The following is an 18,128-nucleotide window of genomic DNA, read 5'->3' as shown; positions in this document are numbered from 1 at the left end:
TGAGCATTCGGCCCAAATACCATCCCAATGGGATTGATCAGCAAGAAATTCGCACCCTGAGTATTAACTAAACCATTAATATCGGAAAATAAATTACCCGTGACGCGGGTGATAATCGATTGCTCCCCCACTGTATGGTTGAATGTAGCAGAACCACCTGTGGGAACGGAGAAATCTGTAAAACTATGGAATAAATTCTGTCCCCGACTCAACCCACCCGTGATGGTAAAGTTGTTATTACTGCCCGAAACTTGAGTACCAATCGCCGTTTTATCGGCGACGGGGAAGCGGTTTGTAGGGTTGTAGGTTTGTGCCTGAGCGACATTTGCACCCAGGAGGATGCTAGTGAGCACGATGGGAGTCAACAAGAGTGTGGGAGTTTTCACGATCGATTGTGGCAGCCAGGATACTATGTAATATATATTATCTGACTACCAAAACTAAGCCAACTCGATCGATCTATTTAGATACAAAAATTTAGGTATAAAATTTTTCTTAAATAATTAATCGAATGGTAATTATCCATACATTTTTGTCGGTCTAGCTTCATTATTCAAGTCAAAAGTCTTAATTTTATAGCCGATATCTGGATCTAAAAACTCGATCGTTCCAAAAAGATCGGTAAAATAGCGTAGATGATGTTTGAAAAATATAGAGTGTTATCTGTAAACCCTAAAAATCCACCTTAAAAAGCTACGGTGTATACACAATTTATTTGAGTTGATGTGTAGTCCTGTTACCCCACTCCAGCCCTCCCCTTATAAAGGGGAGGGAGCTAGAGCACCCCCTTTACAAGGGGGTTGGCAGGGTGGATTAATTGTCGCCAGAGTAAATTATTCCAGTCCACTTCAGTGGACTTTCGCTATTAGCCCCGACTTGAGTCGAGGGCGGTTGGCGACGAAGCACCAGGGTGCTAGATTTTATTCCCTCACAATTAATCCACCCTGCTTTACAAGGGGGGGGTTGGGGGGTAGAGCACCACCTTTAAACGAAGTCTAGCCGACTTGTGTATGCACGGTAGGTTAGACGGAGGGTAAATCCAGCAGTACCGCAGTTGCCGATTGATAGCGATCTGGAAAGTTGTAAGCCACCATTTTATCTAATACTTGAATTAGTGCAGGGCTAACGGTAACGAGATCGTGCCAAATCATATTACCAGTGTCTTTATTGACGGGTAAATAACGGGGCTGAATATTAGTTAAAGCTTCGATCGCGATCGATCCCAATGCATAAAGATCGCTAGTATAATTAGGCTGACCAGCATACTGTTCTGGTGGTGTATAACCGCGAGTCCCGATCGAGATCGTCACATTTTGCTCATCGGTAACTTGCGGTTGAATTTCCTTCACCGCGCCAAAATCAATCAATACTAGCTTGCTATGATGTCGTTCGCGAATGATATTACCTGGCTTGAGATCGCGATGAATCACATATTGACTGTGAATAAATCCCAAAACTGGTAACAACTGACGCAATAAATCCAAGACTTGCTCCTCAGTCCACGGCTGAGTTGCACCCTCTAATTCTCGATCTAGTGTCATCCCATCGATAAATTCTTGAACTAGATAAAACTCTTGCCGATCTTCAAAATAAGCCAACAAATGGGGAATTTGGGGATGATGTCCTAACTTTGAGAGAATCTCTGCTTCTGTATTAAATAACCGCCGTGCCAAACTGACAAAATTTGCATCTCTTCTGGCGGGAACTAATTGCTTGATCGCACACTGAGGCTTGCCAGGGCGTTTAGTATCCCGTGCTAGATACGTCATGCCAAAACCACCAGCACCTAAGGTATGTTCGACTTGGTAGCGTCCATCCAGCAGGTAGTTTGGTAGGAGTGCGCCCATTGGTGGTGCGGGAGTCGGAATTGGATCTTGCTTGAGGGTGGGATTTGGTTGATAAGGGACAGTTAAATTTGGATCTAGTGTGGCAGGATGAGCCATCGTCGTTTGAGGCAATTCCGTCGGCGGTAAGGCAGTTGGTGGTAGCAGCAATGGCGGTGCTGTCACAGGTGGTGCTGTTTGACTCAGCAGCAGGTTGAGTGCGGCAATTGCTTGTTCTCGCTCTTTTACCAAACTTTCCATGTCTTGTTGCTGTTGCTGTGCTTGATAGCTCGTAAAACCCAAGACACCAATGCTACTGACAATTAGTCCCACAAATGGACTCACTAGCGGTATCCACGCCGCATGAGCAAACGCGATCGCAAATCCCCCCACCAGCACAATTACCGCACCACCAATCGTGACTAATAATTGGATCGGATGGCGAACGTACCAAGCCAGTAAACTCCCTGTCAGACACCAACAACCGATCCACATTCCTTCGAGCCAATCGGGAATAAACCACCAGAGCGGTTGTTTGTCGAGTACCGCACTGAGAATTTGGCTGGTAATTTGAGCGTGAACCATCACCCCTGGCATGGTGGCATCTTCAGCTTTTCCGGCACTATAGGGAGTGAGAAAGTCATCATTGAGAGAACTAGCTGTAGACCCGATCAGCACGATCCGATCTTTAATTAGTTTAGGATTGACTCGATTGTTCAATAAATCTGTAATCGAAACAATTTTAGCAACAGCATATCGCGATCGATAGTTGAGTAAAATCTGATAACCGCCAGATTCAGCATCCTGATAGCCTCCATCATGTCTGGCGATGGGGCGAAAATGAGCATTAGCGATGTGAAATTCCTGTTTTGAGTCAAATTCACCTTGGATATTATGCTGGCGCAGCAGGTATTCTTGGGCAAGTTGGAGAGCTAAACTAGTTTCGCTAGTACAAGGCGATTTGGGATTCCGAGACATAAATAATAATCCGCGCCGGACGATACTATCTCGATCTACTAATACATCCAAAAAACCCAATTGTTCGGGCGGAATTCCTGGCGGTCCGGCAATGCCTGGATCTTGGAAATTTCGATGATGACAACCAGGTACAATGACATCATTGCGCTCCCAAATTTCGACTAAATCTTCATGTCCTGGGTTGACAGGATTCGCCCGAAATACATCTAAACCAATAATTTTAGCTTTTGCATCTGTGAGCTTTTGGATGATTTTGGCGATCGTTCGATCGGGTAATGGCCAAACTTTTTGAAGATTGAGATCTTCTTCGGTAATTGCCACGATTAGTAATCGAGGATCTGGCGGCAGTGGCGATTTCCAACGCACACTTTGGTCGTAAACAGTCAGTTCGCTCATCTCCCACCAACCAATACTTTTCGTCCCTACAACCAATCCCGTCACCCCCAAACTGACACCTAAAATTGTCGCAACTTGCCACTGCACTTTGCGACTAATTAAAGATTTCCAGATAGATGATAGTTCGATCTTGAGGAACATTTAGGGTGGATGGTGGATAGTGAATTACCGATCTTAAAATTTAACTTTCAACTGTCTTGAAAAGGTGATCTACTTGCGGCGCACTTTTGGACGGGTTCCCCGTCAAAATAAGTGCGCCAAGACAGGGGAAACCCCAAGACCGCACTTTTCGCTTTCAACTAATTCAAGACATTCCCACTTTACAAGCGGGGCGACTAGATAGCGATCTAATGTAATTAACGATCGCTGGATATGCTGACAAATCTAGTTTGAGCATTAACGGTATATATATCAAAATCGAACCGACGGCGATATCTGCGACAGTAAATTCATCACCTAAAATATAGGGATGTTTGCTCAAAATCTCATTCAGAGGAGCCATTAATCTAGGCAATTCTTTTTCTCGACTGGCTTCGACAAAGATCCCAGTTGCTAGAGTCGAATTACCAAATAATATCCATTGATAGAAGATTGCTTGTTGTTCGTTCGATAGTTCTTTACCACCATACTTTTGGTTGAGATATAGTAAAATCGCCCCAGATTCAAATAGCGCGAAATCTCCATCGACAATTGTCGGCACTTTCCCAAACGGATTTAACTTCAGAAAATCTGGTTGAAGATGTTCGCCTGTTGACATGTCCAACAAAATAAATTCATAAGGAATCGCCAACTCTTCTAAATACCATCGCACGATCGAAGCCCGACTCCGAGCACCACCATAAAGTTTAATCATCTTACTTATTACTTATTACTTAACTTACGCTCTCAGCTCAAACCCGTTCAGATATTCCAGCGGCTTATTTGGATCGAAAGCGACTCGATCGATAAACATTTCTGGCTGTTCGATTTTAAGTTGTCCTTTGGGCATATTTAACCAAAAAGACTTGGCTACATTTGCATAAACTTCTGTGGGATATAGCTGTTTAATTATAGCATCATCATTTTTGGGATAATCAGTCAGTTTCTGCTGTTGCCAACGGACCATCTGTGTTAGCACCCAAGTGGCATGAGAGTGCCAGAGAAAGTTAGCATGATTGGGTTGTTTGAGATAGTTAGTTGCTTGAAAGTGAAAGACTTGAAAATCAGGAACTTTCATCACTACTGGTTTACCATCTAATCCACCATAGTTATAGCTACCTGCCAGAATCTTTTGCCAATTTTTATTAGTGCCTGGATTGGTATATTCAGATTTACCTAAAACTGGCGCAAGTGTAGTCACATTTTCCAGATTATCACAATATTGACAAGCCTCTAATACTGCTGCCATCATGGCTCTAGCAGTAATCGGATAATCCTTGAGCCAAGTATCGAGACTGGCGAGAATTTTTTCAGGATGTCCATGCCAAATATCTCGATCGAGATAAGCTGTAAATGATTTTTTATCGGCGATAGTTTGTTGATTGAAAAGTTCGTCAGTGGCATAACCGATAATATTGCCATTATCTAAACCTGCGGTAATAGCATCGGGAGCTAATACCTGAAATTTCAGATCTCGTTCGGCATCGATACCCATTGTTCCCAGCCAATACCTTGTGGTATAGTTTGCCATTGCAGCGGGATGGGCGATTGCAAATCCTGGCGGTTTCTTCAACTCGCGAAAAAACTTATTATATCCTTCTTGTAATTCTTTGAGACTATTATAAGTTTGGCGTGGTCTCAATCCACCCTTCCAAGCAACCTCACTCAAACTAATACTATTACCGTTGATATTTAGCCCCATCAAAGCGACTGTATTAGCATTAGCATTACCTTTGCTTTTCCCTTTTTCTTTGTTGCGACTTTTCCTATCCCGATCGCTATCTTCATCTTGTGCTCTAGATTTGCCACCTTTGCCAAAATATTCCCATAGCGGCATCGCAAACAAAGTTTGGGCTGCATCTAATTTACCACTATGCAATTCTTGTTGGACTTGCTCCCATGTTGGCTGTTTTACTAGTGTGACATTCAAGCCATACTTCTTGAACATCCCTTTTTCTTTAGCAACTACCAACGGTAGACAGTCTAAACTAGAAACAATCCCAATCTGGAGATCGGTTTTTTCCAACTTCCCAAAGTTAACTGGTGGTTGAGTAAAATGCGTACTCCCCTGATTGGTACAAGCGGCAAAGGTCAAACCTGCTGCGGTGAGAGTACTATATTGCAGAAATTGGCGACGCTTCATTCAAGAATTGATAATTGATAATTACCTTAGTTATGTTGAATTTTACAACAGGATGCTGCGACTCAGATCGACTGTATTTTATTTAGGGGGTATGAGGGTAGAGGGTAGGGGGTAGGCTGTACCACCGTAAAGGGAGTGACGGAGTAAGAAACCCCCACACCCCCACACCCCAACACCCCAACACCCCCACACCCCCACACCCCCACACCCCAACACCCCACCATTGAAACCCACACCACTCAAAATCGGCTCTATCACCCTCCACAGCCGCGTCTTTCAGTCGCCCTTGTCTGGAGTCACAGATTTGGTTTTTCGTCGCTTGGTGCGGCGATATGCGCCCGATTCGATGATGTATACCGAGATGGTGCAGGCTTCGAGTTTGCGACATCTCACGGAAATTCCGCGCATTATGGAAATCGATGAGAACGAACGTCCGATTAGTATCCAACTATTCGATTGTCGTCCCGATTTTCTAGGTGAAGCGGCTCAAATAGCCGTCGAGCAAGGCGCACAGACGATCGATATTAACATGGGATGTCCAGTAAATAAAATCACTAAAAATGGCGGTGGTTCTTCACTACTCCGCGATCCTAATACCGCAGTGGCGATCGTCACAGCCGTCGTAAATGCTGTTAATATTCCCGTAACGGTGAAAACTCGCATCGGTTGGTCTGATGATGAAATTAATATTCTAGATTTTGCCCGACGGATGCAGGATGCTGGCGCACAGATGATCACGATCCACGCTCGTACCCGTGCCCAAGGCTATAGTGGTACGGCAAAGTGGGACTGGATTCGCCAAGTTAAAGAAGTACTATCGATTCCGGTAATTGCCAATGGGGATATCTTCTCAGTAGAATCTGCTGTTGCCTGTCTAGCTCAAACTGGAGCCGATGGCGTAATGTGTTCGCGCGGCACCCTCGGCTACCCCTTTCTAGTCGGCGAAATCGACCATTTTCTCAAAACTGGCGAACTATTACCATCGCCTAGTTCGATCGCCAGATTAGAATGTGCTAAAGAACATCTACAAAACTTGTACTTATATAAAGGCGATCGAGGCATCTTTCAAGCTAGGAAGCATCTCACCTGGTACGCCAAGGGATTTTCAGGCGCATCAGAGCTACGCACGCATCTACAGGAAATTAACAACGTGTCGGAAGGAGTGGATTTAATCGATCGACAGATCGAAATACTTGCTAAAGCAGGTTAGCGGCTAGAGACTGACATCACAATAACTAGTCACTAGCCACTCGTTGCTATAGATTACCGCGTAGAGCTGCGAGCAAGAATACCACGACTGGGCCAGCAATCATAATCATTGCCACCATTGACAGTTGGGCGATTACTTCCCAGTTAATACTGAGTACGCTATCAACAATACCGCTCAAAAAGTCCATATTTCCTCGCAAAAATAGATTTAAATTTACTAGCTAGCCTACAGGATCGGCGATCCAATTTTACCTATGTCTAGCCCGATTAAATTAATTTAGTTTACAAAAGTACATGGAACGAGGCTTTGGGTTTTAGGCTTTAGGCTTTAGGGGTGAATTTTTTAGAGTTGGTGCTACTCACCGTCTAAGTTTTAGCTACTTTATAGTATTGCAAATTTTATGCGGATCTACTTCTGTAGTTAGGTAATCGTGTGAATCGACGTAAATACCGCAAGTTGCTAGTTATAACAAATGTTAAAGATTTGGGTATTGGGTATTAGCGATGGATAAAACCTAAAACCTAACAGCTAAAACATAACACCCATCCCACTAACAACCTATAACTAGCAACTTAGGTTAAATACCGAATAGACTAGATAAGCAATAACTGACGAACCAAAATATGGCTACATGGCAGTGTGTAAAGCAGTGTGGGGCTTGCTGCAACTTAGATCCGAGCGATCGACCGGATTTGGAAGAGTATTTACCACCAGAGCAGCTAGCCGTCTATCTGAGCATGGTAGGGGAGGATGGTTGGTGTATCAATCTCGATAAAGATACCCGTGCATGTAATATCTACGAAGCTCGTCCCGCTTTCTGTCGGGTGCAGGAAGATACCTTTGTGGCGATGTTTGGGATCGAGCCAGAGGATTTGAATGATTTTGCAATCGCCTGCTGTCGCGAACAGATCGAAGGTGTCTATGGAGAACGGAGTTTAGAAGCGATTCGCTTTGACAAAGAATTGGGGATTTGGCTCTAATCTCGACCTTTGCTTGTTGATATGAGAAAATATTAAAACTTAGCTATATTTCAGACATCCCGTGACTAGTCCTTCCCCGCCAGAAATTCCAGCCAACGATCTAGCCGTAGAGCCACTAGAAAATGTACCTACATCAGACAGTCAAAAAGCTGGAATGTGGAGTACTTTCTTTTCGACGTTTATTACCATTTTTCTAGCGGAGATGGGCGACAAAACTCAATTAGCAACACTGCTATTGAGTGCCCAATCTGGCTCACCGTGGATTGTCTTTATTGGCGCGGGATCGGCTTTAATTGCGACTAGTTTGGTCGGGGTATTGTTAGGGCGTTATCTGGCGAAGGTATTATCACCTCAAACTTTAGATATTGCGGCTGGAATGTTGTTGATGGTAATTTCAGTTCTGTTGCTAGGAGATGTTGTGCAATTGTAATGAATTTAGCTGCTGATTATGTAGAAAAGTGGAGCGTAATATTAAATCAGCCCGAACTTATCGATCGAGATCGTGCCACTAATAGCATTAACCAAATTTATTTTTTTTGGAATTGACCCAACCAACTATCCAGTTTTCTTCTCAGCCAAGTAGGATAATCGACACTTTTTTAAAATACAAATTAGTTGAGAGTGATGAATATAATTGTGGAATTAGGGTAGAGCATCAGTTGTCGCGCACAGAGGAAACCAGGCTCAAGTATCAACTTGGATTGAGATTAGCAGAAACTTTTACAGATAAGTTACTACTTCAGCTAAATTGTTCTATTAGAGAGCAGATTGGTAGCGATATTGAATCACAACTGTGGGTAAGCGTGGAAAATTCCATTCGCAAGCAAATCGATTCGAGTTATCCTCGTCGTTTACGAAATTTTATTAACTGTCGAGAGTGGATTTGCTATGTTTGTAAGTTCGATCTATGTATAAACGAGTTAAATGTTTCCTACAATCCTCAACTTTGGGAAATTATTCAAGGCTTAGTCACAAGCTGCAATTGGTTTGTGCCGTTTTCTAAGGTGTGCCTGGTTGGTGATTGTGCCGTTACCAAATTCTTCTAACTCGAGTTACAATTGTGGATTAAATAACTTGAAACTTTTCCACTATCGCCCAAGTAGTAGGGGCAATTCATGAATTGCCCCTACTACTTGGGATTTTGAGGTGGTTGACATTTATTTAGCTGTAAATATTGCCATCTGTGTTGGCGAACCAAATTCAGCATCGATCGCGCCAATCGATCCAAATTCTACACTATATTTATACTTGTTAGAAATTGCCTGCGCCCAAGTTTGAAATTCAGATCGCGTCCATTCAAATCGATGATCGGGATGGCGGAGTTTACCTACAGGGAGATTCTCGAATTTGACGTTATACTCGATATTTGGCGTAGTGACGAGCGCGATTCTAGGCTTGGCAAATTCAAATAGTACTCGCTCGAAGGCGGCTAATCGATCGAGTTCCATATGTTCGATGACTTCAATTACTGTCGCTGCATCATAGCCAGCAATTCGCGCATCGCGATAATTCAAAGAGCCTTGAATTAATTGCAACCTTCCTTGTTGATGGGTAGGTAATTTATCGAGTACTCGCTCTCGAGCAATTTCGAGCGATCGATAAGTGACATCCATCCCTAAAATAGATTGGAAACTTGGTTCTTTGAGTAATAGTTTCAGCAGCTTCCCTTCACCACAACCCAGATCGACAATCTTTTCAACGCCGTTGGCTTTTAGTGTCGCGACAACGGTTTCCATCCGCTGTTGATTGAGACTCATCGGCTTTTCGATCATGTCTTCTTGCGTCTCTTGCTCTGGCGTTTCTACCGCTACTTCTTCCACCGCAATTTGTGCCAAAGCATCGCGAGTCAAACCGCGCTGACGTTTGAGATAACGACTGGTAATTTCCGCCTTGAGTGGATGAGTTCCGAGCCAACCTTCACCATGACGGAGCAATTTCTCAATCTCATCTTCGTTGACGTAGTAATGCTTATCATCATCCAACACCGGAATCATTACATGGAGATGACTGAGTAATTCAGAGAGCTTAATCGTATGAGTTAACTCAACATCAAAATAAGAACTATTCCCCCAATCAGGAAACGTTTCATCCAGTGCTAAACGGCGGACATTTACCTGATAACCTAAAGGTTCAAATAAGCCCCGTAGAAAGCCTTCTCGCCCCCGACTGGGCAATACCGGAATCCTGGCAACTAGAGGAATTGCTGTATCGGCTAACTCCTGTCGATCCTTACAATTACCCGTCATCGCCGATCGAAAGACCTGGGAGATCGCTACACTCAGAAAAGATGATGCAGCATAGGGTCGATCGCTAACGTATGCTTCTAATGTCTGTCTGTTCGCGCCTGCTTTACCTCTGGCGAGATCGATGGGGTTAATATCCAGTACCAGAGCCGCTGTGCATTTAGTCTCGCTCGCTTCGGGATAAAATACCTGCGCCGTACCAAAGGAAAGATTGAACGCCTGACATTTATCTGGATGCTTGAATAGTAGATATCCTAGATCTGTGGCGGGCTGATGAGTGGTAGATATAGTCAGAAGCATAGCAGGTAATTCGTTTAAGATAGAATCATGGATCTGGTGGCATTGGCTTTCTCCAAGTCTATGAGCATAATTACATTCTCTGTGTCTGAAAGATCTACAAATCTTCCTCGATCGTCAAACTGCAAAAATGGATTTCACACGGCTGAGGATTATTTGTGTAACCTGCTCGATCGAGAGCGAGAACAGCTTGAAGAAATGTTAATTGAAGGACTCGAAAGTGGCGAGCCAGTCGAGGTTCCAGATAGCTGATGGGAACAGAAACGCGCCAAATTGATTAACTCATGAGCTTACGTCTTCAGATCTCATCTCTTGCTAGCCAAGATTTTGATGAAATCTATGCTGTAATCCTTGTCAGAAGAGACTTTTAGCCCAATTGTAGATTTAGTATGAGTTTAGATGGAAATGCTCTTTCGCAAGGGTTTAAAAAAAGGTCTCAAAGGGTTTCTATAACAGCCTTTCTAGTCGTTTCCGCATGGCTTCGAGATCGATGCTATCATCGCCGGGTTTATCATCAGATCGAGATTGTTTGCGTCCTTCTGGTTGCCAATCTGTTTCTTCCAAATTTTGAGAAGGTGGAGTCACCAACATTTCGGCTGTCACCAGGATGCAGTCATAATCGGAGTCTTGACAAAACTCTTCGATTTCTTCGGGATCGATCCCTTCTACCGTGGGTTTAGGGAAGTCTTCTGCTTCTAATTGATCGGCATAACGCAGGGCATCATCCTCTTGTGCAAACATTAGGATCACATTTCGATCGCCAACTTGAGTCGAATAAATCCCCTCATTATCAGTTCGCGCATTAAATAATAAGACAAAGACACTCATGGAATTTGTTGTTCGTTATTTGTTACTCAATCTAGCAAATATTTACTAGATTGCTCTTCCATAATAAGCTGGAATGGGGTGCTGGGGATCGCTTTTGTTATTTAACCATGCCCAGAGTTGGTCGCCGATCGAGAAATGCCACCATTCATCAGGGTGACGATGAAATCCAGCATAAGTCATAACTTGACATAAAAGTTGGCGATTATGGTGGTATTTTCGCGCGACAGGATCTTCAGATTTAGCAAAATATTCTGGTAACGATCGATCGGACATTTCATCGATCGGCGAACCCATTTCGATCGGTTTACCATGCTTGTCTACTATGGTAATATCGATCGCGGCACCCGTACTATGGGGTGGTGGTGTCTCTAGATCGAAACTCGGAATTGCCCAAATTTTATACACATCCTGAAAAATTTTCTCTGTCTCTAGAGCTGAAAGTTTGTCTAAATCTAAGTTGCGATCGGCTACTACCTGCCTGAAAGTATAATCTACCATATACTGCTGCACCTCCACCGGACGATAAGCATCAAAAATCTGAATCTGCCAATCTGGGTGTAGTTGCTGCAATCGCTCTTGCGCCTGAATTACGCGATCGAGTACCCCCTGGCGGAGATAATAAGGTGATTTACCCTCGTAATCCGCGCCACATTTCATATAGGGGTGTGGTGTCTCGACAGCAAATAACTGTAGGGGAATTGCAACTAGCGGCTCTCCACATTCTTGGATGGGTACTTGACGATAGGGCTACATTTAGGGGGGAGGGGGGAGCGATTCGCGCTCGTCGGGTTCCCCGACGGTTTAGCGGCGTTTTTATTCGGGGGGAACCCCCGAATAAAAAAACGACAAGACAGCGAATCAAGACAGCGGGGAGCGGGGAGAAGAGGATAGCTGTTGCAAAGACATAAAATTACACCTATGTTCAGCAACGCCCGATTTTTAATCCAAAATCCAAAATCAGTCTCGATCGGATCTGTTGCTATTATTAGAGATTTCGGGGATGGGATCGTAACCGCCAGGATGGAAGGGATGGCAGCGACAAATCCGCATGGTGGCTAGATAACTGCCTTTGATTGTACCAAACCTGTCGATCGCTTCTACGGCATATTGGGAGCAAGTCGGCGTAAATCGACAACTAGGTGGCAATAAACTAGAAATAAACTGTTGGTAAATGCGGATCGATCGAATTAAACTTTTTTTCATATGCAAACATTTTTCGCCGAATCTAATCTCTGGTTGCGGATTGCGACAGTTCCAGTATATGTTGGCTCGATCGTCCTCACCGCCGAATTGTTACATCGCTATACCGACACCAAACCCGAACATGTCCGCAAGGTAGTGCATATCGGTACGGGGAATGTGATGCTTATTGCTTGGTTGCTCCAGTTACCTGTGTGGGTGGGAATTACATCGGCGGTATTAGCCGGAATAATTACGCTCGCTTCCTATCGCTTCCCCATTTTACCAGGGGTAAATAGCGTTGGACGTAAGAGTTTGGGGACATTTTTTTACGCTGTTAGTATTGGCATTTTGACAGCGATATTTTGGCAGCTAAATCTACCCCACTATGGGGTAATTGGAATTCTGATTATGGCTTGGGGCGATGGTTTGGCGGCGATTATTGGTCAGAAATTTGGCAAGCATCCCTATACTATCCTGGGAAATACTAAAAGCTGGGAAGGGACTTTAACAATGTTACTAGTTAGTTATGCGATCGTGTCGATCGTATTATTTAGCGTCCAAGGTAACATTTGGCAAACCTGGATCGTCGGAATTCCCGTTGCAATTGCCGCAACAGCCGTAGAATCGATCGCCCAATGGGGTTTAGACAATCTCTCCGTTCCCTTAGTCAGCGCGGGTTTAGCCTTTGGGATCGATCGATTATTGATTAGGTAAATGAGTCTGAAACCTAGACCTTGCAAAGCTGAGATCTCAGAATGTCCACTATTGACTATTCACTAAAAAGAACCAAATCCTCGTAAAATAGTTGAGACAAGGATTTTGACTCGTTAGCGCAGCCTCCGCTTTGCGGAATCGAGGTAAAGATCTCGCTCTTCACTCTCTCGCACCAATGACTAGTATCCAAGACTTGACACCGACAACAAGTGCTTTCGATTTAGCTGGATATCTAGCCGATCGACAGCCGCTGGTAGAAGCAGCTCTAGATGCGGCTGTACGCCCCGCCTACCCCGATACAATCTATGCAGCGATGAGGTACTCATTGCTGGCTGGTGGCAAGCGGTTGCGCCCGATTTTGTGTCTGGCTAGTTGCGAAGCAATCGGCGGTAATCCAGATTTAGCGATACCGATGGCTTGTGCGCTGGAAATGATTCATACGATGTCGCTGATTCACGATGATTTACCCGCGATGGATAACGATGATTATCGACGGGGTAAACTGACAAACCATAAAGTATATGGGGAAGACATCGCGATCCTCGCGGGGGATGGATTGCTCGCTTATGCGTTTGAGTATATCGCTACTCAGACTCAAGGAGTGAGTGCCGATCGAGTCCTGAAATCGATCGCTCATTTAGCTAGAGCCGTTGGAGCTGATGGTTTAGTCGGCGGACAAGTGGTAGATTTAGAATCTGAAGGTCAAGATATTTCCGTGGAGACGCTCACCTATATCCACAATCACAAAACTGGTGCGCTGTTTAAATCTTCGGTTGTTTGTGGCGCGATCTTAGGCGGAGCAACGGACGCAGAAATCGAGAAGTTAGATAAGTTCGCGCTCAATATTGGGTTAGCTTTCCAGATTATCGATGATATCCTGGATATTACGGCTACCCAAGCTGAATTAGGCAAAACAGCAGGCAAAGATTTAGAAGCTCAAAAAGCTACATACCCCAAACTATGGGGATTAGAAGAATCCAAACGTCAAGCTGATAAACTGGTAGCTGAAGCTAAAACTATTTTGGCCGAATTCGGCGATCGAGCTAGGCCACTTCAGGCTCTAGCTGACTATATTACCGCTCGGAAAAATTAACAAAAGTCACAGGTTTAAGTTCCTTACTCCTGACCCTTCGCCTGAAGGAGAGGCTGCGCCAACGACAGGCCCAGGGCATCGCTACCGACTTCGTTTAAATACTGCTTCAGTCCTTTCTTCCCCTTAGGTCATTTGCGTGGTTAGTAAAACAACCCAGATCATTAACGATATCAGTCAAATTCTGGATAACCGGACTTTGCTAGTAGCAATTGCTGCTTGTCTAATCGCTCAGGTGCTCAAACTGATTATCGATCTAATTCAAAATGGTAAATTTAGTGTCAAAGTCTTGACAACCACAGGTGGGATGCCTAGTGCTCATTCAGCCCTAGTTACCGCTCTCGCCGCTGGAGTAGGGGAAAGCTTGGGTTGGAAGAGTGCCGAATTTGCGATCGCGACAATTTTTGCGATCGTGGTGATGTATGATGCTGCTGGAGTTCGTCAAGCCGCAGGCAAACAAGCCCGCATTCTCAATCAAATGATCGACGAATTATTTTCCGACGATCACAAATTCAACGAAGAAAAGCTCAAAGAATTATTAGGGCATACTCCCGTCCAAGTCATCGCTGGTTCGATCTTAGGCATCGCAATTAGTTGGCTATTTGCGGGAATTCAGTAGTTGTCAGTTACAGCGATAGTTGAGAATTGGGGTAAAGGGTAAAGGAAATACTCATCATTTCTCCAACACCCCAACACCCACAGACCCCTATTCTTCCGTCGCCTCATCCACCTTAGTAACATCCACAATCGGCACATCGGGATTTCTAGTGCGCAATTTCTTAGCAAATCTTTTATTAGAAGTCCCGATCGTGCCAGAATTATCAGTGATGAGATAATTAACAGGAGATAAATCCAATCTCACACCAATAGTTGTCCTGGCACTAGGATATAATTTCAAGAAAGCTTGAATCGGAATCCCTAAATTAATTCCAGTCTTGACCGACCCGCCAAATTCACTACTAGTATCTACAGTGGTCTGAATATTGCGATCTCCTCGTCCGTGAATCGCGACAATTCTTGCTGCGGCATCGAATACTGGGCCACCACTCATCCCCGCTCTGGTGACGCTAGTATAAGCTATATCGTAGCCGTTATTACTAGCACGGGAGTTGTCTTCATCGCCATCTAAACGCGAAGAAACCATCCCGCCCGTAAATTGATAAGTAACCGTCGGAATCGCTCTCCCTGGCTGAGGAAAACCCGCCACATAAACGGGACTACCTTCATCTACATAGGCAGAATTACCAATCGTCCCAATGGCAAAAGTTAAGTTGCTCTCGAAGGAAACTAACGCAAGATCGACACGCGGGAGGATCTGAATATTGCGCGCCGAAATTTCAAACCTGGGTTTTGGTCTTTGGGGTGATGAATTCAGCGGTCTGGGAGCGACAAGTTGATAACTCAGTCTGGGTGAAGCTACCACGTGAGCGGCGGTCAAGACCATATAAATATTGCGGTTACCTCTTTCTACTCGACCGATAATCACACCAGAACCAAAACTACCATTTGGTGCTTCGATTCTGACTACAGTTTTTTTACCGATCGCGCCTACGTCTCTTGGTAAAATTGCCCTAGCTTCACGTATTGCGTCTACTTGAGGAGGAGACACAATTACGCTGGTAGCGATTAAGAAAATGGGGACAAGATAACGGTAAAACATAAGGATGATTTGTAAGTTAATTCGAGAACTTAGACCGATCCGGTATTATGGAATACATAATAGCCGGATTTTTAAGTGATGCCAATTAATCGGAGAAATTTAGATACAAATATTATATAGTCCCGCTTTGTACCAAATCTTCCGCCCTATTACTTAGTACTTATTTTTAACTTTCAACTTATTTTCCCTCATTAGGACAAACAACCCTGGTTCCAGTAGGAGATCCTTCCGTCTGAGCTGCTACTAGTGTCACTTTTCCCTTCCCATCAAAGACCCAACCCACAGCAGGTGGTGCCAATTTACGGGTGGTTCGATCTCTCACATTACTAGCCACAGGCTGCGTCCTCGCCGCACGAGGATCGAGCCAAACTACCTCACTGGTGAGGGGATCTTCAGCATTGGGCGGGTGTCCGCCGCGTCCGATGATATAGAACTTGTTATCCCGTTGGCTCGCACTACAGGCTTGGGAAATTTGCTTACTCGCATCATTGGGTGCAGCTTTAAGTTCGCCTTTATCTCGCCCTGGATCTGTACCTGGAGTATCAATGCTGACAATTCCACTCTGTCCGAAGGTCGAACTGGCGGTAATATCGCTACCATCGCTTGGCTGGGCGCGGAATTGGATGCCAAATAGCCCTTGGGAATCGATATTGACATTACCACCCTTACCTTTGACCGCGTTGGCGGAAATATCGCTGTTTTCTTTGGGGAGGGCGACGATTAAGTTTGAATTGATGTTGATATTCCCACCATTGCCACCTTCTTGAGCATTTCCTTCCGCATTTGTAGAAATAGAACCACCACGACGGAGGATGAGTAAGTCAGTTGGGGTGAATTTGCTAATGTCGATCTTACTACCTCGATTGAAACCAGATTCACCTTTGAGTTTCCCGCCGATGGTGATATTACCACCGTTACCAGACAGAGATGCTGCGCTAATTATGCCACTATTATCTAAAGTTATTTTGGGGGAGGTCACAATAATATCGCCAGCACTACCAGTTAGGCTTTGAGAGTTAACAAACAAGCCACTATTCAAGTTGCCACTCTTGCCAGAAAGAGTGACAAAATCGCTAGTATTAACTTTAATCGTACCCGCATTCCCCGTTCCAAAAGTTGAAGCTGCAAGGAACGCACCATCTCGTAAAGATAGAGAACCAGCATCAATAGTGATATTACCCCCATTACCTTTTGTCCCTGTGCTCACCAGACTACCCATCACACTGACAAATCCGTCCTTTGTACCAGAAAGATCCACACCACCAGCAACTTTGACATTAATATTGCCTGCATCCCCTTGTCCTGCGATAGGATTGGTAGTAGAGGCACCACGAGTAACGGTTTGTAGTTGAGCACCATCTTTGAGAGAGAGGGAACCAGCATTAATATCAATATTACCGCCTTTGCCGACACCGCCTCTTTCTACTGTGCTAAAGATATTAGATCTACTCGCAAGGGAAACAGCATCTTTAGTCGTCAGGATCACATTACCCGCATTCCCTTTTCCGGAAGTTGCTGCTTCAAGTTGAGCACCATCTCGTAACGAGAAAGAACCAGCATCAATAGTAATATTGCCGCCATTACCTTTCGTTCCAGTTTCTACAGAGCTGCTAATCCCGCTTAACAATGTGTCATTTGAACCAGCAATATCGACAGCACCAGTCACTTTGATATTAACATTGCCTGCATCTCCTTTTCCTGCTGCCCCAGTTGCGGATGCACCACGAGCAACGGCTAGCAGTTGAGCACCATCTTTGAGGGAGAGCGAATTAGCATTGATGGTAATAGTACCGCCTTTGCCCACACCCCCGATTCCTACCTGACTAAAAATACTAGCATCTGTAAGAGAAACAGCCTCTTTTGCTGTCAATGTAACATTTCCGGCATTCCCGATTCCATAAGTTGAGGCTTGAAGTTGCGCACCGTCTCGCAACGAGAAGGAACCAGCCTCAATGGTAATATTACCTCCATGACCTTTTGCCCCTGTGTCTACAAAACTGAAAATCGCGCTGGCGACCCCGTCTTTTTGACCAGAAATATCGACAGCACCAGAGACTTTGACTTTAACATTACCTGCATCTCCTCGTCCGGCTGGCTGGGTCGTAGATGCCTTACGAGTAATAGTTGCTAGTTGAGCACTATTTTTGAGGGATAAAGAACCCGCATCAATGTCGATCGTACCACTTTTGCCAACACCCCCTGCTTGCACTGTACTGAGAATATCACCATTGACGAGGAAAACAGCCTCTTTAGCTGTTACTGCGATATTCCCTGCATTCCCTTTTCCCGCAGTTGAGGCTACCAGTTGAGCACCATCTCGTAATAAGAAAGAACCAGCATTGATGTTAATATTACCCCCAATTCCAACGGTACCCGTTTCTACAGAGCTAAAAATCGCACTAAAAGTTTCGTCCTTTTTGCCAGCAATATCAATAGCACCAGTCAC

At 44.6% G+C, this 18,128-nt stretch carries 17 protein-coding genes and 1 pseudogene; 7 read left to right on the top strand and 11 right to left on the bottom strand.

Annotation, left to right across the window (positions count from 1 at the left end; translation table 11 throughout):
- The 4 genes from RMO55_RS17135 to RMO55_RS17120 form a co-directional block, all read right to left on the bottom strand.
- On the bottom strand, positions 1 to 386 hold a 386-nt coding region (locus RMO55_RS17135), incomplete at its 3' end, for a filamentous hemagglutinin N-terminal domain-containing protein (protein ID WP_310428492.1).
- A 636-nt stretch (positions 387 to 1,022) separates the two neighbouring features.
- A complete protein-coding gene (locus RMO55_RS17130) occupies positions 1,023 to 3,338 on the bottom strand; it encodes a CHASE2 domain-containing serine/threonine-protein kinase (protein WP_310428490.1) in 2,316 nt (771 codons plus the stop codon).
- Between the two features lie 163 nt (positions 3,339 to 3,501).
- A complete protein-coding gene (locus RMO55_RS17125) occupies positions 3,502 to 4,050 on the bottom strand; it encodes a glutathione S-transferase family protein (RefSeq protein ID WP_310428488.1) in 549 nt (182 codons plus the stop codon).
- Between the two features lie 24 nt (positions 4,051 to 4,074).
- Positions 4,075 to 5,478, bottom strand: coding sequence for a CmpA/NrtA family ABC transporter substrate-binding protein (locus RMO55_RS17120; RefSeq protein WP_310428485.1), 1,404 nt, complete (start codon positions 5,476 to 5,478; stop codon positions 4,075 to 4,077).
- A gap of 223 nt (positions 5,479 to 5,701) precedes the next feature.
- Between RMO55_RS17120 and dusB the strand changes: the two genes are divergently transcribed.
- Complete coding sequence (gene dusB / locus RMO55_RS17115) at positions 5,702 to 6,688, top strand: tRNA dihydrouridine synthase DusB (protein WP_310428483.1); 987 nt, start codon at positions 5,702 to 5,704, stop codon at positions 6,686 to 6,688.
- A gap of 46 nt (positions 6,689 to 6,734) precedes the next feature.
- Here the strand turns inward: dusB and psb30 are convergent, their stop codons facing one another.
- Positions 6,735 to 6,875 (bottom strand): photosystem II reaction center protein Ycf12/Psb30, encoded by a 141-nt coding sequence (psb30, locus tag RMO55_RS17110; protein ID WP_309741775.1) that lies wholly within the window; start codon positions 6,873 to 6,875, stop codon positions 6,735 to 6,737.
- 436 nt (positions 6,876 to 7,311) lie between these two features.
- Here psb30 and RMO55_RS17105 point away from each other — a divergent pair, with 436 nt between their 5' ends.
- Together RMO55_RS17105 and RMO55_RS17100 are read left to right on the top strand one after the other, a co-directional pair.
- Positions 7,312 to 7,668: a YkgJ family cysteine cluster protein gene (locus RMO55_RS17105; protein ID WP_310428482.1), complete on the top strand. Its 357-nt coding sequence runs from the start codon at positions 7,312 to 7,314 to the stop codon at positions 7,666 to 7,668.
- Between the two features lie 61 nt (positions 7,669 to 7,729).
- On the top strand, positions 7,730 to 8,098 hold the full coding sequence (locus RMO55_RS17100; protein ID WP_396134375.1) for a TMEM165/GDT1 family protein: 369 nt from the start codon (positions 7,730 to 7,732) through the stop codon (positions 8,096 to 8,098).
- Between the two features lie 727 nt (positions 8,099 to 8,825).
- On the opposite strand, the gene RMO55_RS17095 is transcribed toward RMO55_RS17100, so the two are convergent.
- Positions 8,826 to 10,211 (bottom strand): 3' terminal RNA ribose 2'-O-methyltransferase Hen1, encoded by a 1,386-nt coding sequence (locus RMO55_RS17095; RefSeq protein WP_310428480.1) that lies wholly within the window; start codon positions 10,209 to 10,211, stop codon positions 8,826 to 8,828.
- Positions 10,212 to 10,271: 60 nt separating this feature from the next.
- Between RMO55_RS17095 and RMO55_RS17090 the strand changes: the two genes are divergently transcribed.
- Positions 10,272 to 10,460, top strand: coding sequence for a type II toxin-antitoxin system ParD family antitoxin (locus RMO55_RS17090; protein WP_310428478.1), 189 nt, complete (start codon positions 10,272 to 10,274; stop codon positions 10,458 to 10,460).
- A 195-nt stretch (positions 10,461 to 10,655) separates the two neighbouring features.
- Here RMO55_RS17090 and RMO55_RS17085 read toward each other — a convergent pair whose 3' ends face one another.
- From RMO55_RS17085 to yidD, 3 genes are all read right to left on the bottom strand, one after another.
- Complete coding sequence (locus RMO55_RS17085) at positions 10,656 to 11,036, bottom strand: DUF3110 domain-containing protein (RefSeq protein ID WP_310428476.1); 381 nt, start codon at positions 11,034 to 11,036, stop codon at positions 10,656 to 10,658.
- 45 nt (positions 11,037 to 11,081) lie between these two features.
- Positions 11,082 to 11,693, bottom strand: a complete 612-nt coding sequence (locus RMO55_RS17080; protein ID WP_310428474.1) for a M15 family metallopeptidase — start codon at positions 11,691 to 11,693, stop codon at positions 11,082 to 11,084.
- Between the two features lie 300 nt (positions 11,694 to 11,993).
- Positions 11,994 to 12,239 carry a membrane protein insertion efficiency factor YidD gene (gene yidD, locus RMO55_RS17075; protein WP_309732966.1) on the bottom strand — a complete coding sequence of 82 codons (246 nt, stop codon included), beginning with the start codon at positions 12,237 to 12,239 and terminating at the stop codon, positions 11,994 to 11,996.
- On the opposite strand from yidD, the gene RMO55_RS17070 reads away from it, so the two are divergent.
- The 3 genes from RMO55_RS17070 to RMO55_RS17060 all read left to right on the top strand — a co-directional run bounded on the left by RMO55_RS17070 (position 12,240) and on the right by RMO55_RS17060 (position 14,641).
- The gene (locus tag RMO55_RS17070; protein ID WP_309732969.1) at positions 12,240 to 12,932 is read left to right on the top strand and encodes an SEC59/DGK1/VTE5 family protein; all 693 of its coding nucleotides are present in this window, start codon (positions 12,240 to 12,242) and stop codon (positions 12,930 to 12,932) included.
- A 175-nt stretch (positions 12,933 to 13,107) separates the two neighbouring features.
- Positions 13,108 to 14,025 (top strand): geranylgeranyl diphosphate synthase CrtE, encoded by a 918-nt coding sequence (gene crtE / locus RMO55_RS17065; protein ID WP_310428471.1) that lies wholly within the window; start codon positions 13,108 to 13,110, stop codon positions 14,023 to 14,025.
- Between the two features lie 160 nt (positions 14,026 to 14,185).
- Positions 14,186 to 14,641, top strand: coding sequence for a divergent PAP2 family protein (locus tag RMO55_RS17060; protein ID WP_310428494.1), 456 nt, complete (start codon positions 14,186 to 14,188; stop codon positions 14,639 to 14,641).
- Between the two features lie 87 nt (positions 14,642 to 14,728).
- On the opposite strand, the gene RMO55_RS17055 is transcribed toward RMO55_RS17060, so the two are convergent.
- Positions 14,729 to 15,682 (bottom strand): serine protease, encoded by a 954-nt coding sequence (locus tag RMO55_RS17055; protein ID WP_310428469.1) that lies wholly within the window; start codon positions 15,680 to 15,682, stop codon positions 14,729 to 14,731.
- Between the two features lie 178 nt (positions 15,683 to 15,860).
- Positions 15,861 to 18,128: pseudogene (locus tag RMO55_RS17050) on the bottom strand (S-layer family protein); the annotation flags it as partial.

This window comes from Chamaesiphon sp. VAR_48_metabat_135_sub, assembly GCF_031418915.1.
Lineage (GTDB): Bacteria > Cyanobacteriota > Cyanobacteriia > Cyanobacteriales > Chamaesiphonaceae > Chamaesiphon.
The sequence above is the reverse complement of the archived record's forward strand: the minus strand, read 5'-3'. Positions and strand labels throughout refer to the sequence as shown.

Bases quoted from the DNA above. Each gene is read 5' to 3' on its own strand.
- RMO55_RS17130 (WP_310428490.1), bottom strand. From the start codon at position 3,338: ATGTTCCTCAAGATCGAACTATCATCTATCTGGAAATCTTTAATTAGT.
- RMO55_RS17125 (WP_310428488.1), bottom strand. From the start codon at position 4,050: ATGATTAAACTTTATGGTGGTGCTCGGAGTCGGGCTTCGATCGTGCGA.
- RMO55_RS17120 (WP_310428485.1), bottom strand. From the start codon at position 5,478: ATGAAGCGTCGCCAATTTCTGCAATATAGTACTCTCACCGCAGCAGGT.
- psb30 (WP_309741775.1), bottom strand. From the start codon at position 6,875: ATGGACTTTTTGAGCGGTATTGTTGATAGCGTACTCAGTATTAACTGG.
- RMO55_RS17105 (WP_310428482.1), top strand. From the start codon at position 7,312: ATGGCTACATGGCAGTGTGTAAAGCAGTGTGGGGCTTGCTGCAACTTA.
- RMO55_RS17095 (WP_310428480.1), bottom strand. From the start codon at position 10,211: ATGCTTCTGACTATATCTACCACTCATCAGCCCGCCACAGATCTAGGA.
- RMO55_RS17090 (WP_310428478.1), top strand. From the start codon at position 10,272: ATGAGCATAATTACATTCTCTGTGTCTGAAAGATCTACAAATCTTCCT.
- RMO55_RS17085 (WP_310428476.1), bottom strand. From the start codon at position 11,036: ATGAGTGTCTTTGTCTTATTATTTAATGCGCGAACTGATAATGAGGGG.
- RMO55_RS17080 (WP_310428474.1), bottom strand. From the start codon at position 11,693: ATGAAATGTGGCGCGGATTACGAGGGTAAATCACCTTATTATCTCCGC.
- yidD (WP_309732966.1), bottom strand. From the start codon at position 12,239: ATGAAAAAAAGTTTAATTCGATCGATCCGCATTTACCAACAGTTTATT.
- RMO55_RS17070 (WP_309732969.1), top strand. From the start codon at position 12,240: ATGCAAACATTTTTCGCCGAATCTAATCTCTGGTTGCGGATTGCGACA.
- crtE (WP_310428471.1), top strand. From the start codon at position 13,108: ATGACTAGTATCCAAGACTTGACACCGACAACAAGTGCTTTCGATTTA.
- RMO55_RS17055 (WP_310428469.1), bottom strand. From the start codon at position 15,682: ATGTTTTACCGTTATCTTGTCCCCATTTTCTTAATCGCTACCAGCGTA.